The organism is Roseateles sp. YR242 (assembly GCF_900109745.1).
Lineage (GTDB): Bacteria > Pseudomonadota > Gammaproteobacteria > Burkholderiales > Burkholderiaceae_C > Roseateles.
Genome location: NZ_FOAV01000011.1, coordinates 128,803 through 145,597, shown reverse-complemented (window position 1 = coordinate 145,597; position 16,795 = coordinate 128,803). Strand labels below are relative to the sequence as shown.

Below are 16,795 nucleotides of genomic sequence, written 5' to 3'. Positions count from 1 at the left end.
TTCAATTCGTCCCGCCTCCCAGATCCAGCGTCTGGAGGACATCCAATGGCAAATAGCGCAAGGTGAGGGTGTTGCCCTCCAGGCGCTCGACCCGGTACTGCTGCGCGATGGTGTCGCCCACGCGCACGGCCAGGTTCTGGTCATTCATCAGGAGGAAGACGACGTCTTCGCCGCCGTCCAGGTAACGGCCGAAGGGCCGGAAGGGCAAGGCCGGCGCGGTAGGTTCAGGTGCGGCTGTGCCCTCCTGCGCCGACACCGGCGCCTGTACCACCACTGGACGCGGGCGGGCAGCGGCCAGGCCGAACCAGCCGGCATCCGAGTCGCCGTCCGCTGCATCCTTCCCGTCCCGCGATCGCAGGGCCAATACCTGAACCTGCCCTTCAGAGGCGTTTTCGCGGCCCACCGGCTGTGCATCCACCCGCATGGCAGCGGCCCCTTCAGCGCTACGTCCGGCGGGAGCGGCAACCGAGCGCTCCGCGCCTGACCTGTTCCGCTCTGCCGATGCCTTCGCCTTGTCCGACAATGCCAGCCCTTCAGCCTGCGGTTCCGGGGCAAAGTAGGCCGCCACCAGCGTTCCTGCGAGCGCGAGGCCGACCGTCGAGCGTGATGACCATTTCATCGTGCTGCTCCTTCGGCCATGGCCTGCAAGGTGGCCGTTGGGCGCGTGGATGAACGAGCCGTGGTGGCCCGTGCCAGCAGGACCCACTGGATACGGGCCTCCAAGGCACGGCTGCCTGCCCCTTCGCGCTTGAACTGGACACTCTCCAGCGCCAGCGTCCGCTGCCCACGCAGCGAGGCCAGGATGAAGCGCCGGACGGCGGACGCATCGCCCTTCACCGGCAGCGTCATCCGATAACGCACAAAACCGCCTTGCGGGTCCAGTTGCAGCCGGTAGTCGCCCTTGTCCACCAGCAGGTTTTCGTTCTCCGCCAGCATCAGCAACTCGCCCACGGCCTGTGGAATCTCGTCGTGCGCCGGCAGCGCGTGGTCGAAGGCAGCCAGCCGCTGTCGGCCATCATCTTGCGGCCGGGCGGCGACATTGCGGATATCCACGGAATCCGCCTGCGTGCGCACCAACTGGTGCTGCAGGTTGCTCAGGACCGCGATGGAATGCTGATCCACCCAGACGGCAGCTATCGCCACCACCAGCCCGCCTGCGGCCACGACACCGGGCACACCGGCGCGACGCAGCACCACGCGGGCCAGGCGCTTCACTTCCCAGGCGACGGCATGAAGACCGTCACCCACGGCATTCAGTCCCGCCATGTCACCTCCACCGTGAACCGGTAGCGCCGCTCGGCGTCCGGCGAGGCCACCACCTCATGGCGCACCAGGTAGGCGCCCACCATGGGCCGACGGTCACCCACAAACGCCACATAGCGCGTCATGTCGATGGCATTGCCAGCCTCGGCCTGCAGACGCAGGGTGGAGAGTCCTGTCGAGGCACCCGCCACACCGCCATCCGATGACCCACCGACATCCACGCCCAGCACGGACACCGGCAGGTCCCGGGGTGGTTGAAGCGCCGCAAGCAACGCATCGATCGGCAGATTGAGTTCACGCACGGCCTGGTTCACCGCCCGCACCCGGGCCAGTTCCTCACGCGTCCAGACCGGCGCGGATATTGAGACCGGCACAGCAGCGCGCTGCGATGCCGCCAGTTGGGCACGCGCCGCCGTCACCGCCCCGAAGGACTGCCAGGCGCCCACCGAGAAGGTGATGGCGGCCAAAGCGGCTGCCGCTGCCGGCCACCAGGCGCGCCAACCGCGAGACATCCCGGCTGGAACGGCATCCAGCGCCGCCGTGCGTGCCAAAGGCACTTGTGCCAGCCAGAACACGCCTGGCAACGCAGCGGTCTGCGCAGAGCGCAGTGGCGCCATCATCGTCAGGCCGGACCTCACTTCAACGGAGGCGCCGATACCCGGCACAGCATTCGCTTCAGGCGGGCTGGTGGGAGGGCGTGCAACCGGCGTGTCCTCCAGGTCCAGGTCCAGCACGGGCAGCGTTGGCAGGCCCGCCAGCGCCGCGTCGCGCAACTGCAGGCGCGCCCACAGGCGCTGCATGGCTGGCCATGGCGGCAGGTTCCCGGCCACGGTCTGGGCATGAACCTCGGTCAGCCAGCGTCCACCGGTGAGCACCGTCACACTGCCCTTGGTGCACAGGCCCATGGCAGTGACACCACCGGTGGCCCGCCCCCCTTGCCCGCGCCCTGCCGCCCAGGCGGCGGCGCTCATGGGCCGCACCGAAGACAGGCGCGCACCGCAACCGTCGGCCAGTTGCCGCAGCGCTTCCAGCAGGGTTACGGGGTAGGACACCACCCGACGCAAGGCGCCGTAGGGGGCGTCATCGATCCGCACGAGGTCGCCCACCGCCGGCTCGCATCCCGACGTCATCAGCGCCACACGGGCCTGAAGTTCGGCGGTGGTGCCGCGGCGCAGATCGCTGCTCCACAGCAGGCTCGTGGTGTTCAACCAACCATCGGCCACCAGGACACGTACCTCGGTGATGCCAGCGGGCAGGTCGACGCGCAGTTGGGTCAACGCCGCCAACAGTTGACCGAGCACAGTGGTGGGCACCGCCACCGCTCCCGGCGCAGATGGGGCTGTGGCGGCTGCCAGAAGTGTGGACGCTTGCTCAGGCGCAAGAGCGGACGTGGCCGTTGGCGCATTCACACCCGGCTCGATGGCGATGTTGGGCAGCAGCGCCCATGCTTCACGGCGCTGCACCGCCGCGCTCAATTGCACAGCGCCAACCACCAGGTGCAGCACGCCCGTCTCGCGCGCGGGCTTCACATCAGGCGTCTGCTCAACCTGCGACACGAGCCACCTCCTCCAGCGTGGTCTCGCCCTGCGCCACCCAGGCCATCGCCGCGGTCATGATCGGCCGCAGGCCTCGTGCGGCCGCGCGCTGCTTGAGCGCAGAGATGGGCGCGCGTTCGGCTATCAGCTCGCGCAGTTCATCGTCCAATATCAGTACCTCGGCCACGGCGCGTCGGCCCTTGAACCCGGCGCCGCGACAGTGCGCACAACCGGCGCCGGCCTTGAAGCTCCAACCCACCACATCTTCACGGCGCAGCCCGGCCGAGGCCAGGGCCTCGTCATCCGGCGTCACCGGTGCGGCGCAGTGCTGGCAGGTGACCCGCAGCAGGCGTTGCGCCACGATGCCATTGAGCGCGGAGGCAAAGCTGTAGCCATCCACCCCCATGTGCAGGAACCGGCCCAGCACATCGAACACGCTGTTGGCGTGGACGGTGGTGAATACCAGGTGACCGGTGAGCGCGGCCTGCACGGCGATCTGGGCGGTCTCGCCGTCACGGATCTCCCCGACCATGATCTTGTCGGGATCGTGCCGCAGGATGGAGCGCAAGCCACGGGCGAAGGTCAGGCCCTTCTTCTCGTTGACCGGAATCTGCAGCACCCGGGGCAGCCGGTATTCCACCGGGTCCTCGATGGTGATGATCTTGTCCCGGCCGGTGTGGATCTCGGTGATGGCCGCATAGAGCGTGGTGGTCTTGCCCGAACCAGTCGGGCCAGTGACCAGCAGCATGCCGTGCGGCTTGGCCGCCAGCCGGCGGATGGCACTCATGGTGGGCGCGTCCAGGCCGAGGTTGTCCAGCCGCAGCGAGCGAGCCTCCTCGGTCAGTGACTGTCGATCCAGCAGGCGCAGCACCGCGTCTTCGCCAAAGATGTTGGGCATGACGGACACGCGGAAATCGATCTCGCGATCGTTCACCCGCACCTTGAAGCGGCCGTCCTGTGGCACCCGGCGCTCGGCGATGTCCAGCTCGGCCATCACCTTGATGCGGGAGATGATCTGCTCCGCCATGTCCTGCCCCTGCACCTGCGTGATGGGCACCAGCACGCCGTCGATGCGATAGAGCACATGCAGCGAACCCGCATCGCATTCCAGGTGGATGTCGCTGGCCTGAAGCTTCAGCGCGTCATAGAGCGTGGAGTTGACCAGCCGCACGACCGGGCTGGTGTTGTCGTTGATGCTGGCCAGGGTGATGACGGCGGCGACCTCTTCGCCACTGCCGGCCGTCGTGTCGCCATCGAAACCGTCGATGGCTCGCAGCTGCCGTTCCTGCTGCGCGAGGTAGGCCTGCAGATCATCGGGGTGGCACAGGCCGACCGCCGGTGTCACGGCAGGCGCAGAGGCAGCCAGCCGGCGCAACGCCCAGGTCTCGGCATCGCCGTCAAAGGGGTCGCTCAGCACCAGATGCACCTGACCGCCCTCATCGGCTGCCGCCAGCACCCGCCGCTGCATGACCTCAGGATAGGGAATCTGGTCAAAGAGCGGGCGCAGCGCCTGGAGACGGCTCATGGGCAGCACGGCGTAGCCGAAGCTCTCGCCCAGGGCGTCCATCAGCGGCTCGGGCGCCAGGGCCGCCACGTCCTGCAGGCGATGGATGAGCGACTGCTCGATGCCACCGGGCAAAGCCCGTGCACGGGCCACCAGTTCAGGCGTGATGGGAGTCGTGGTGCGGGTCATTGGAGGCTCCCCGCAAGATCAAAGATTGGCATGTACATCAACACCACGATGGCGCCGATCACGACACCCATCACCGTCATCAACAAGGGCTCGATCAACTTGGAAGCCCAGTCGACCCAGCGCGCAAAATCGTCGTCCTGGAAACGCGCCGTGCGCTCCAGCATGTCGGCCAGTTGGCCCGAGCGTTCACCCACCTTGATGAGCGACTCCGCCACCGGGCTGGCCAGTTGCACCGCCAGCAGCGCCGTCGACAAGGACTGCCCCTGCTCGATGGCCAGCCGGGCCTGCGCCAGACGCGACTGCTCGGCCGGGCCCAGCAGGCCGCCCACCATGCCGATGGCACGCGGCAAGGCAATGCCCGACGCCAGCAGCAGGCTGACCGCGCGGTAGAAACGTGCCAGGCGGAACTCCTTGGCTTTCTCGGCCAGCCCTGGCATGGACAGCACCGCCTGCAGCAGCGCCAGGCGACCGGCCGGCCGGCTGAACACAGCCACCAGCAAGCCGCCCAGGCCGACGGCGCCGGCCAGCGCCAGTTGCCAGTGGCCGTACAGCGCCTTGCCAAAGCCCAGCAGCATGGCCGACATCCAGGGCAGTTCCCGTCCGGACGATTCATACACCGCGCTGAAACGCGGCACCACATAACCCAGCAGGAAGAGCGCCACGAAGCTGCCAACCACCAGCAGCATCACCGGATAGATCGCCGCCGAGACCAGCTTCTTGCGGATCACGTCGAACTGCAGCTGGTAGGCGATGTAGCGCGCCAGTGCGCGCGGCAGGTCACCGGTACGTTCAGCCGCTCGAACGGTGGCCGCATAGACCTCGGGAAAGTGCTGCGGCATGGCGGCCAGCACGTCGGAGAAGCTGCGCCCCTCCTCCAGCTGCTGACGCATGCGCCCCAGCACCTCGCGCGCGAGCAGCTGCCGCTCCTTGGCATGCAGGGTAGCCAGCGCCTCAGTCAGGTTCAGGCCGGCGTCCAGCAGCGCCAGCAGCTCCTGCGTGAAGAGCAGCAGGCCGAAGCGCGCGCCCTTCGGCGCGGCCTCGGTCACCTGGCCGCGTTCCACGGCGAGCACCTTGGCACCTTGCGAGACGGCAACGCGCACGGCGTCCGCCTCGCTCATGTCCACCTGCTCGATCCAGCGCACGGCCCCGTCCGGCGTACGTACTTTTAGGCGCGTACGAATGCCGCGCGCCGCGTTGCCAAGGGCACGCGGCGCTGCATTGGATTGCTGTTGCGCACTCATCAGCGGCTCCCGTCCACGCCAGCGGCGCGCGGGTCAGCATGAAGGTCAGCGATAGGTAATGTCCGCGCCATCGCCTTCGCCGCCCGGTTGGCCGTCACGGCCGTTGGAAGACAGGTCGAAGTCACCGCCCTGACCGGGGGTGCGGTAGACATAGGCTTGCCCCCAGGGATCCAACGGCACGGCCTTCTGCAGATAGGGGCCGTTCCATTTGGGCTCATCGGTCGGCTTGACGTACAGCGCATTGAGGCCCTGTTCCGTCGTCGGATAGCGGCCGGTGTCCAGGCGGTAGGCGTCCAGCGCCTTGCCCAGGCCTTCGATCTGCGCTTTGGCCGTGCTGCGTTCCGACTTGCCCAGTTGCGAGAAATAACGCGGGCCGACATAGGCGGCCAGCAGGCCGATGATGACGATCACCACCAGCAGTTCCAGCAAGGTGAAACCGCGGGTGGCGCGAGGCCTGCGGCGAGGCGTGGGGTAAATGTCGGACACGGTTTTCATACTGCTAAGGGTAGACGCCCCGTCCCTCGACGGGGCATGACGCAAGTCACGGCGCCACGGTGGGAGTAACGCCCCACCAGGCGCATTGGCGAACAAACGCGATCGGGTCGGCCAGGCGGGTGGTGCTGCGCAAGCCGACGGTGTTGGTGACCTTGATGGTCTCTCCTCGACCGATGGCGCCGAAGGCGGTCACTCCGTCTTCCAGCGTGATGCCGGCGGGCGTGACGCCCGGGCTGGACCAGCATTGGAACACCGCGCCGACCTTGGACAAAGGCACACCGGTGTTGGTCCATTCCGTGGTGAAAGCGTAGTGCCAACCCAACGACGACTGCGTTTCGGACTGAACCGCGAATTTGCACACTTGCAGCGACGGGTAGGTCGTTGTAGCGCGGCTGCCCATGTCCTTGTTGGTGACGGTGACGGCGGGGCCGGTGACACCGGCGTAGTTCGGGTCCAGACTGGTGGCCTTGGCCAGCACCACGCTGTAGGTCTTGTCGCCATCCGCCGTGCAGTCGTCCAGCCCGGTGACCGTGACGGTCTGGTAGGCGGACCAATTGGCGGCCGTGAAGACCAGCGTGCTGGGGGAGACCGAGCCCTCCTTCGCATCCGTCACGTTCAGCCCGATGGTGACGTTCGAGGTCGGTGCGCTGCCCAGCTTCACCTGGAAGGTGGCCTTGGCGCCGTTCTCGTTGGTCGCGAGCGTGGTGGTGGACACCAGCACCTGGCCGCTGGAACCCGGATTGGGGATGACGACGGTGCCGGCTGCATAGGCCTGTGCGGCGCCCTTGGTGTCATAGATGACGCCGTAGACGTAATAGGTGCCGGGCGCCAGGGTGGTCACATCCCACTGGTAGCTGTCGGCATGGGTGCCGGCGGGGTAGCGCAGGCCATCCACGATCAGGCTGCCGGCGAAATCGCCGGGCCTGGTGGAGTAATACAGCGCCACCGTGGGCTCGATGTTGGCATCCACGGCCGACCAGCTCAGTGTCACCACCTTCTGGCCGCTGGCCAGCACGGTGGGGGTCACATTGCCCGTGGGCGACGTGATCTGGATGCTCGGCGGCTGGTAGGCGGCCGTGCTCACATACAGCACGGTGGAGGCGCCCCAGGCGCTGGCCGCGCCCAGTTCATCAACGGCCCGCAGGCGCCACCAGTGCGTGGTGGTGTCGGCCAGGGCCACACCGGTCACGATGGATGTGGTGTCGGACACGCCACCCCAGACCCGCTTGGTCAGTGCTGCGTCCTTGTAGACCTCGAACTCGTAGCGCACCTTGTCGCCTTCGGGGTCGAGCACCGGATTGGCTTCCAGGACCGGCTGCAGCGTGCTGGACCAGGCGCCCGTGCCGGGATTGCGGACCGTCGGCGTGGGCGGGGCGTCGTTCACCGTGCTCATCAGGAAGGAAGAGACTTCCCATGCAGTCTCGGCACGCCCGTCCTGCGCCTTGACGCGCCAGTAATAACGGGTGTCCTCCACCAGGCCGGTGGCGGCCCAGGTGGTCACCGCACCGCCGGAGCGGATCACGGCACCGGAGCTGAGCTTGTCGCCGGAATCGAAGGTGGCGACACGGTCGATCTCGAAGATGTAGGTGATCAGGTCGCCATCGGCATCCGTACCGCTTTGCACGCTCAGCACCGTGGTGCTGTTGGGGCTGATGCTGCCGGCCACCGGGCTGACGATCACCGGTGCGCTCGGTGCCGAGTTGCCGGTGTTCATCACGAAGGGGCGTGCCGCGCTGGCGGTTTCAGCACCCAGGGCATCACGTGCGGCCACATTCCAGTAGTAGGTGGCATGGTTGTTCAGCGGCGTCGGCAGGGTCCAGCTGGTGGTGCCGTTGGCACCTGCGGGCAGCGAATCGGACACCGCCACGCGTTCGGTCAGACCCGCATCGCTGTAGACGGTCACGACATAGGTGATGGCATCGCCGTCCCGGTCGCTGCTGTTCGTCCAGCTCAGCGCGGGCTGCAAGGTTCCCACTTCGGCCGCTGGCGCGGGCGAGGTCAGGTTGAAGCTCTCCGGCGGGTCGTTGTAGAGGTTGACGAAGAAATACGCAGACACCCAGGGGCTGTAGGTCTGCTTGCCGTCAAAGCCGCGTGCACGCCACCAGTAGCGGGTGTTGTCGTCCAGCTGGACGGTGGGCTGCCAGGCCGTGGCCTGCTCGATGCCGCCGATGGCACCGGCCTTGGCCACGAAGGCGCTGTCCACCAGCTGCGTCATCGCCTCATCGCGATAGAGCTCGAACTGCAGCTGCACGGTCGGGTCCTGCGACTGGCTGGAAGCCATCACGCTGAGCGTCGGGCGCAGCTTGGTGACCTGGGCCCCGGAGACAGGCGCATCCACCGTGGGGGTGCCCGGTCCGGGTGGCGGCGTGCTGCTGTTGACCTTGATGATGGCGGAACGGCTGCTGCTGAGCGTGCCGTCGGTGGCCGTATAGGTGATCAGGTAGCTGCCAGCCATGCCCTTGGCGGGCTTCCAGTCAAAGACGGCACGTGCCACCGTCGGTGCCAGCGGATCCGTGGCCTGCGGCGTGAAGGTTGCGCCTACGGGCAGCGGCGCAGCGGACAGGGTCACCGGCTTGCCGGCGGGGCTGCTGGCCTCCACCAGGAAGGAGACTTGCTTCTCTTCATCCACGGTGCGGTCCGGGATGTACTGCACAGCCGGCGGCAGGGAGGCGGTGGGCGGTGCTTCGAACTGGGTGTCGTAGCTGCCGGTGGTGTTCACGTCGAAGACATTGACCCAGTATTCCCAGCGCTTGGCTTCCAGGTTGCGGGTCTTCGACAGCCAGACGTTTTCCGGCAGCATCTGCTTGGCATCGGACCGTTGCACGGTGCCCAGTGCCTTGGTGCCGTTGAACGGGTCAGGCAGCTTCACGTAGGCAAAACCTGCCGTGGCCGGGAAGGTGATGCGGTAGGCGGCAACGCCATTGCTGCTGCTACCTGCCGTCAGTTGGGCGACACCGCTGCGATCCGTCACGTCGGTGTCGGGGCCGTCGGATTCATAGACGCGGATGGCGTCCGAATCCTTGGCGAGGAAGTCGCGCACGCTGTCGCGCCCGGGCAGGTCCACGCGCACATCCCGGATCAGGAAATGCGCATTCGTCGCCTGCAGCAGCGAGGTCAGTGCACCACCGAGCTCATCGGCATGGCTGAAGGTGGCGGTGAACTCGGTGAACTTGCCGGCGAGCGTGGTCTCCAGCAACCAGCGGCCCATCTTGCCGGTGTTGGGTGCGATGTCGCCGAAGTTGATCAGCAGCGTGTTCTGGGTCGGTGCATCGTCCACAAAACTGCCGGTGAGCTTGAAGTTGATCAGCAGGCCCTGGTTGTTCTCGACGATCTTGGGCTGAGCGGAATCGATCTTCAGGTTCTTGGCGGTGGCGAAGCCATTGTTTTTGACACGCACGCCCAGCGTGGCCGGTTCCACGGCTTCGATCTCGGGCGTGAGCGGGTCGTCACCGATGACGTCCTGCTGGAGGAAGTAGTCCAGCGTCAGCAGCGGCAGCGGCTTGACGGTGATCACGTCCGGCGAGACGTCCAGCGTCTGGGTTTCCGCGCCGAACTTGTAGGTGAGGCGGGCGCCGACCAGGTACTTCTTGCCAGCCGGGTTGTTGCCGGCGGAGCCCGGCGCAGGGATCAGCAGCCAGTTCACCGTGGCGGTGGACAAGGCATTCACCACACCGCTGCCGTCCACGGCCGCGATGTTCTCCTTGTTGGAGATGCGGATGAAGAACTTGGCGTTGAGGTTGTTGGGGTCGTCGGAGACAAGGACCGGCACGCCGAGTTCGTCGGTCACCTGCACCACGACGCCCACGTCGGTGAGGGAGGCGCCGTCGAGCTGGTTGGAGATCTTCATCTCCGCGTCAAAGGCCTGACGCTCCAGCGTCAGCTCCTGCTTGATCTCGATCTTGACGCGTGCGCAGACGCTGTCGTCTGCCTGGGCGTTCATGGTCGGGCACAGCAGGGCTGCCGTGGCCATCACGGCCGCACCCATGCGCCGCGCAGCAGTGGCCATGGCCCCGCTGCCCCCGCGCCCCCCGCTGGCCTCACTGCCTTGCTTCCCTACCCAATTAGCCATGGCTGATTCCATCTTTGTTCTGGGGCGCACACCGTGTGCCCCGTCGCCATCATTCGTGCCTGCGCTTCAGGAGCGCCGGCCGCGTCTGAGTTGTTCGAATTGCCCGGCATCGAAGCCGTGCATGATCTGTCCGTGCACAAAGATCAGGGGCGTGCCCTGACCCCCTCGTGCGTAAAACTCGCGACGTCGGTCGATGTCGGACTCGACGTCGTATTCCGTATAGGCAATGTGATTGCGGTTCATGTACGCCTTGGCGGCGTGGCAGGTCTCGCAGAAGCTGGTGGTGTAGATCTCGATGTCCGCGACATGGGCCGGGTCATGCGTGCGCGCGTGACGGGTGTCCAGCCAATGGCGGCTGCTGAACCACACCATCAGGACGATCGCGGTGATCAGCAGCTTGGCGAGCCAGGTGGACCAGAAGCTTGCGTCGGCCGAATGACTGAGGGACCGAGGGTGGGCGGTGATCGCCGGTGCTGGCTTCTGTGCGGCATATCCCGCCGATGCCCCTTCGCCGCCAGCGCCCCCGCCCGCCTTGGCGTACGCCACGCCACAGGCGGGGCATTGCCACTCCGGCGCCCGGGTGTCGGGCTCCCGGACGTGCTGGCATTTGGGGCAGCGCTGGGACATCATGAGCCCCCGCAGGCGCTGACGGGCGCACCGGGATGCGCAGCGTTCCACAACTCCAGCGAGTAGCCGCGCATCTCGTCGGCACGGACGGCGGCGATCGCGGCCTCCAGAGTCGACAGGCTCAGCAGCTTCTGGAGTGACTTGCTGAAGAACAGCTCATTCAGGCGCGCGACGTACGTGTCGAACTCGACCTCGGAATCGTCGAAGGTCAATGCTGCCTGGATGTCGTCCTGATGGACATCGTCACCCCTGAACGAGAGATGGAAATCATCCTTGAACGAGGTGAGCGGCTGGGTGCTCAGCGCCTTGTACCAGGCCAGGAAGTTGACATAGGCCCGTCCGGCAGCAAAGCGCGAACCTTGCAGGTGAACGCCCAGCAGAGTGTCGCCAAGATCCAGCGCCCACACCGAACCATGCTTCTCGAAACCATGGGGCTTGAGAAGCAGGGAAATGGCTTTCTGTGCGAGGGACTTGTTCCGTTTCATTTCTCTACTGGGGATCGGAGTATTGCCTCCGCGACCGCTATCGCCTTCTCGGCGTCTCACTCCAAGTTATCAAGTTCCTCCTCGAGTCGAGCCCTCAATTCGGCTGCGGAGAGAACGGACGCCGATCGCTCGATATTCGGGAACACCGCCACACGTCGCCCGTCCCGCTCAAGGCCTGTAAGCCACCGCGCTCGAAAGCTGTCAAGATCGATGCTGGTCGGCGTGGAATCTGCCCATGCGCCGGTGGCACAGATCGCGGCGAACTCCTTGAATGGCCAGAAAACGGCAACTTCGTTCTGTTGCTCATCCCCCAGCAGCACCCAGCCGGCAGGCCCTTTCAGCCCCCACACTTCACCCCAATCCGCCACACGTTTGATGAAATAGTCAAAGCGGACCTCGTTCTTTTGCTTGAGGACGCTCTCGATCTCTTGGGTTCCGAATCGGTAGGAATCTGTCATTTCAATACCCTTCCCACTTGTGCTGGAGATCGTGCAGGTCTGGATTCTGCAGATCGCTGTTCTTGTAGCTATGACCATTCTTGGCCGGGAAACCGCGTCGATGCGCCATCTCGTATCCCGGCGGAACGCGAATTGTCTTACGCTTCTTGCAGGCGATAAGGTTGCGCTCCTGCTTGATCCAGCCTCTGACGTGAGACGGGAGCTTGTCGTCCCCACCCATCTCTTTCAGTCGCGGTTGCTTTCCGGACCGACCTCCGTTGTGGACCAGCGCGCCTTCTTCACCCACAAAGAAGGTATGAGCATTCGCAACCTCCAGGTTGAACACCTGCAGCGACACCTTCTCGGATTTGATCTCTGCAATCGTCAGACCCTCGTCCCGATCCGCCCCTTCGGAAAACTTCCCGATCACGACCGTACCTGGCGCCAGCCTGATGGCATCGACCCACCCGTTCGCCGTCTTGAAGGGGTGACCCTCGGTCGCTGTCAGCGACCTGCCATTGGTGAAGGTGACGTGGATGAGATTCTGTTCGCGAAAGCTCGTGAAGACATCGGTCACTCGTTCATAGCTGAGGCGTTGATCGCGTCCTTGGCTGATGCCTCGATCTTTCCATTCGGCAAGAGCCAGCACCTGATCGCCCGGTTGCAACTGGCCGATCGGCTTCAAGATGGAACGCCCAAGGGCGGCAGACGCCGTATCAGCCTGCGGTGGTCGTACATGGACCAATGTCTCGGCCGGGAAGCTGTTCACCGAACTTAATACACCTAGGCCGGCCGAAATCCACTTCCCGAACTTTCCGCATGGATTCGGGATTGGCAGCATGCTCAGCAGGCAATCGACTGCGCAGTCCTTCAGGTTGTCGCCCCAATTGATATTGCCGCATTCAAGGATCAGATCCTCGACCGTGCTCATGAGCATGCAGCTCGCCATGCACCGAAGATAGTTGGCGACAAGACAGGGAATGATCTCTCCCGTCGGATCGATGAAGTTGGCCGGGTTGTGCGCCGCATATGCGTAAAGATTCCCACCACCTTCAAATCCGATGGGGTCCCGCGTGATGTAACGCCCCACCTGAGGATCGTAGTAACGGCGATCGTTATAGTGGAGGCCAGTCTCCACGTCGAAGTACTGACCCGGATAGCGAAGGTTGTTCGTCACCGGGTTGGTGGCAGAGCTTCTGATCGTCGCCTTACCAAATCCGTCATAGTCTGCAGCCCAAACAATGGCTCCGGACTTGTCAGTAATGCGCTGCGGGGTTCCGAGGTGATCGTTATGAAAATACACATAACGGAAGTCGCCACCGAGGGCTGGAACTCGCGCAAAGAGAGGGTAGGCGCCATCCTCCTGCTCAGGATGCCACCCGTAGGTCACAGTGACGTCACCGGTCGCGTTCATCTCTCCAAGTAGTCCGAGCGACGAGGGAAAGAAATAAGTCATCTCGCCGCTGGCACCGATCTGCTTGGAAAGCCGACGGTCAAACGGGTCGTAGGTGTAGCGTGCAATGATGGCTCCGCTACCGTCGCTGACCTCCGAGAGCCGATTCATCGGGTCATACACGTAGCGCGTGGTACGCATCGGCTCGGCCAATGACGAATCAATTTTTCGGATCAGATTTCCGTTGTCATCGTATTCATAGCTGATATTTCCCCGCTGCTTGAGCTGCTGTGCGTCGTCATAGGTCCAGGTCCCGCCAACAGCCGTCCCGCCGCGCTGATGGGTGACCCGATTGCCGGCAGCATCGACCGTGTAGCCCTCATTGAAGTCAGCACTTGCCGCCTGCACACCAGTCAGACGATAGCCACCGTCATATCCGTAGCGGGTGGTCACACCATCTCGCTTGTTCTCTTCAACCTCAAAGGCCCTGCCGTATTTCTCCTCCAGCTCAAATACCGTGGCTTGCCCCGGATTGACAACTTTCATTCCGGTCGTCATGAGAAGACCGTCGTGACTGAGGCGCTGCTCCGTACCACCTGGCAACAGTACTGTCTTTCGTGCCGCCCATTGCCAATCGGTCACACTGATATCTCCCTCGCCCGGGATGGTGACTCGCTCCAACTGACCCACTGCATCGTAGGAATAGGTAATGCTCACACCGTCAGGCCCGGTGTAGGTCTTGACCTGGTTGTTGGGGTAATAGGTATACGCGCGGGACCTCTTGAAGACACCGTAGTCGATCGTTTCCTGACTCAGGCGGTCGGCATCGTCATACTCGAGCGTTGCGCTATAGCGCCCATCGGACCACTTGCGAAGATTGTCTTCTTCGTCGTACTCATATTGAATCGTCTTGACCAGCGTTCCTGCAGCGTCATACTCCTTCTGCAATGTCAGCCGACCATCGGCATCCTGTTCAAACGTCGCCTTGGTTCCCGACGGGAATGTGGTGCTGGTCGGCCATCCGTTTTCGTCATGCCCATAACGAGTCGTCTTGCCCAGTGCGTCGGTTTCGCTCAGCAGCAGACCTCGGCGGTCATATTCGAACCGGGTCTTCTTGCCATTCGCATCTGTGATTTCGGAGATGTTTCCCCGTGCGTCATAGGCGAAGCGGAGCCCATTTCCCATTGAGTCGGCCGACCGTACCAATTGACCGAATGCGTTGTATTCCTGGGTACTGGTCTTTCCGTTCGCATCCGTCACCGTCTTCTGACGACCCGTGCTGTCGTAGGTGTACTGCTCACTACGACCATCATCGCCATCCAGATCCGTCTTTTCTGCGGGGCGGTTCCTCGCGTTGTATTTGAATCGCCGCTCGAACGTCGGGTATTTCACCTTGTTGGGCTGCCGCGCTCCGGTGTCCTTCCCGTCCGCGTCGGTGTAGTCCATGGCGTAGGTGAAACCCTTGCCATCCCAGGCCTGTGACGGCCGCACCCATGCGTCGTATGCAAAGCGCGTACTTCTGCCCGCCGCGTCGGTCACCGCCGACACCGCACCAATGGCGTTGTAGTCTGTCTTGTAGACCGCGCCGTACGGATTGATGACCCCCGTCTGGCGGTTGCGCCCGTCATACTGGCTGCGGTAGACCTTGCCGCGCCCGTCGATCATCTTGAGCTCGTTACCGGTCTTGTCGTACTCGTAGCGCGTCACATGTCCCAAGGGACTGGTGGACGACAGCAGGTTGCCTGCCGCGTCATACGAATAACGCCAGGTTCCCTTGCGAGGATCTGTTTCGGTGGCGGTGTCCCCGAGACGGTTGTACGAGTAGGTCCAGACCTTTCCTTCCGCGTCGGTGACCTGTGTGATGTTGTCCTGATCGTCATACTCGTAGGCATAGGTCGCGTCCAGGGTGATTCGACCGTCCGTCTCTGTACGACCTTTGAAGGATGCTGTCTTTACTCGGCGGTTCGCATCGAGCGTGTACTCGATCGTGCGTTCGTCTGACGTTCCCACCGCCATGACCTGTCGGCGAAGCTCGCCCGTCTCATCGCGCTCATAACGGTGGTTGAAACCGTCAATGTCGCGCTGCTGCTCCAGCTCCAGTGTCTTCGCACTGAAGGTGTTGCTCACAGTCGCCCCGTCGGCATACCTCACCGACGTGATCTGGTTGAACTCATTGCGCGACGTTTCCGTCACATTGCCCCGGCCATCGGTGATCTTGTCCGACCGGCCGTCCTGGCTCAGCTCCCGCTGCGTCCGGCCATTGACCTCCTGCGCGATCATCTGGCCGTCGGAGCTGTAGATCGACACTTCCACGCGTTGCTGCCCGTCCACCACTGGCCGCTTCACCTTGGCGTAGAACTGCTTCTTCGTCGCGTCGTAGTCGTACTCGTATTCGGTGACCGCGCCATCCGCCTGCGTCAGCTTGGCGACCCGGTTGGTCGGCCCGTAGCTGATCTGGCGGATGCGCCCTTCCTGGTCGGTGACCGACTTCATTCGGTCGCGGTCGTCGTATTCGTAGGTGGTGACGTTGCCGCGCACATCCGTCACCGTCTTCAGGCCGCCATTGCTGGCGTAGGTGTACTTCACCACCCGCGCCGGTTCGGCGTCGCCTGAGCGTGGCACATCGCGCACCTCGCTGATGCGACTGCCGTCATAGGCAATCTCCAGCACCTTGCGACCGGTGTGGTCCAGCACGCCGACCAGCTTGCCGCTGGCGTACTGCATCGTCACCTTGATGTTGTTCCGGTCACCGTAGCCACTCATTCGGCCCGTGCGGTCAAACTCGATCCAGTCGCCCAGGCGGTCTTCCCAGCGGAAGCCCGCCAGGTTGGACGGAATGCCGCCCTCCGGCGTCGGGCTGATCGCACCGCTGCCACCGCCTCCGCCGGACACTGCCAGTTGGCCAGAGAACCGGTTGGTCGGGCAGGCGGGCGCCTCGCCGGCAAACACCGGCTTCAGCAGGTAGCGTGCATTGCTCGTCACGCTGAAGCTGCAATAGGTCGATTCCGCAGTGAACCAGGTTCCGTTACGGGAGATGGCCCACAGCGGGCCCTGCCCGCCCGCCAAGCCCCCGTCTGCGCCGGGGATGACAGTGCCACCGAAATACTCCGGCGGCTCCTGCGGAGCGATGGCCACCGCGTTGCCACCCGACGAACCACCGCTGCTGCTGGCAGCGATCATGATGGTGTCGAACTCGAAGTTCAGGCTCATCCAGTGCGGGTTGAAGCGCCACTGGTTGCCATTGAAGTCCCGTGTCCAACGCACATAGCCGCCAGCCACCTTGACGGAGATGTCTTCCGTGTATTCCGTGTACTTGCCATTGGGCAAGGCCACCACGCCACCCGACACACCGGATGTACCCATCACCCCGCCACGGAACAAGGTGCTGACAGAATCAGTCTGCGCGGAGGCGCTCACGCCCACACCCAACGCCATCGTCAGGCCGAGTACTGCGCCGCCAAGGCGGCTGTGAATGGATGCGTACGTCATGAAACTCTTCTCTTGTCGAACCTGCGGGTTCATGTCGGTGTCGGGCCGGTGACGGCTGGTCACGGAGT

At 64.3% G+C, this 16,795-nt stretch carries 11 protein-coding genes; all 11 read right to left on the bottom strand.

The features are described from left to right. Window position 1: 1 nt before the first annotated feature. Window positions 2-619 carry a hypothetical protein gene (locus BMY53_RS19085; RefSeq protein ID WP_143074146.1) on the bottom strand — a complete coding sequence of 206 codons (618 nt, stop codon included), beginning with the start codon at window positions 617-619 and terminating at the stop codon, window positions 2-4. After that, window positions 616-1,266, bottom strand: a complete 651-nt coding sequence (locus BMY53_RS19080) for a hypothetical protein (RefSeq protein ID WP_092948078.1) — start codon at window positions 1,264-1,266, stop codon at window positions 616-618. The genes BMY53_RS19085 and BMY53_RS19080 overlap by 4 nt, the downstream gene beginning before the upstream one ends. Further along, window positions 1,254-2,819 carry a hypothetical protein gene (locus BMY53_RS19075; RefSeq protein WP_092948077.1) on the bottom strand — a complete coding sequence of 522 codons (1,566 nt, stop codon included), beginning with the start codon at window positions 2,817-2,819 and terminating at the stop codon, window positions 1,254-1,256. The genes BMY53_RS19080 and BMY53_RS19075 overlap by 13 nt, the downstream gene beginning before the upstream one ends. Next, window positions 2,806-4,491, bottom strand: coding sequence for a GspE/PulE family protein (locus BMY53_RS19070; RefSeq protein ID WP_092948076.1), 1,686 nt, complete (start codon window positions 4,489-4,491; stop codon window positions 2,806-2,808). Before BMY53_RS19070 ends, BMY53_RS19075 begins: the two co-directional genes overlap by 14 nt. Continuing rightward, the gene (locus tag BMY53_RS19065) at window positions 4,488-5,732 is read right to left on the bottom strand and encodes a type II secretion system F family protein (RefSeq protein WP_255370284.1); all 1,245 of its coding nucleotides are present in this window, start codon (window positions 5,730-5,732) and stop codon (window positions 4,488-4,490) included. The genes BMY53_RS19070 and BMY53_RS19065 overlap by 4 nt, the downstream gene beginning before the upstream one ends. A 45-nt stretch (window positions 5,733-5,777) precedes the next feature. After that, entirely contained in the window at window positions 5,778-6,227 is a 450-nt protein-coding gene (gspG, locus tag BMY53_RS19060) for a type II secretion system major pseudopilin GspG (protein WP_092948075.1), read from the bottom strand. A gap of 46 nt (window positions 6,228-6,273) precedes the next feature. Continuing rightward, complete coding sequence (locus BMY53_RS19055; RefSeq protein ID WP_143074145.1) at window positions 6,274-10,233, bottom strand: fibronectin type III domain-containing protein; 3,960 nt, start codon at window positions 10,231-10,233, stop codon at window positions 6,274-6,276. Window positions 10,234-10,362: 129 nt separating this feature from the next. Beyond that, entirely contained in the window at window positions 10,363-10,926 is a 564-nt protein-coding gene (locus BMY53_RS19050) for a glutaredoxin family protein (RefSeq protein WP_092948073.1), read from the bottom strand. Beyond that, window positions 10,923-11,408, bottom strand: a complete 486-nt coding sequence (locus BMY53_RS19045) for a DUF4304 domain-containing protein (RefSeq protein ID WP_092948072.1) — start codon at window positions 11,406-11,408, stop codon at window positions 10,923-10,925. The genes BMY53_RS19050 and BMY53_RS19045 overlap by 4 nt, the downstream gene beginning before the upstream one ends. Before the next feature lie 56 nt (window positions 11,409-11,464). After that, a complete protein-coding gene (locus BMY53_RS19040) occupies window positions 11,465-11,866 on the bottom strand; it encodes a DUF2750 domain-containing protein (protein ID WP_177200955.1) in 402 nt (133 codons plus the stop codon). Between the two features lies 1 nt (window position 11,867). Next, window positions 11,868-16,790, bottom strand: coding sequence for an RHS repeat-associated core domain-containing protein (locus BMY53_RS19035; protein WP_177200954.1), 4,923 nt, complete (start codon window positions 16,788-16,790; stop codon window positions 11,868-11,870). Between the last annotated feature and the right edge of the window lie 5 nt (window positions 16,791-16,795).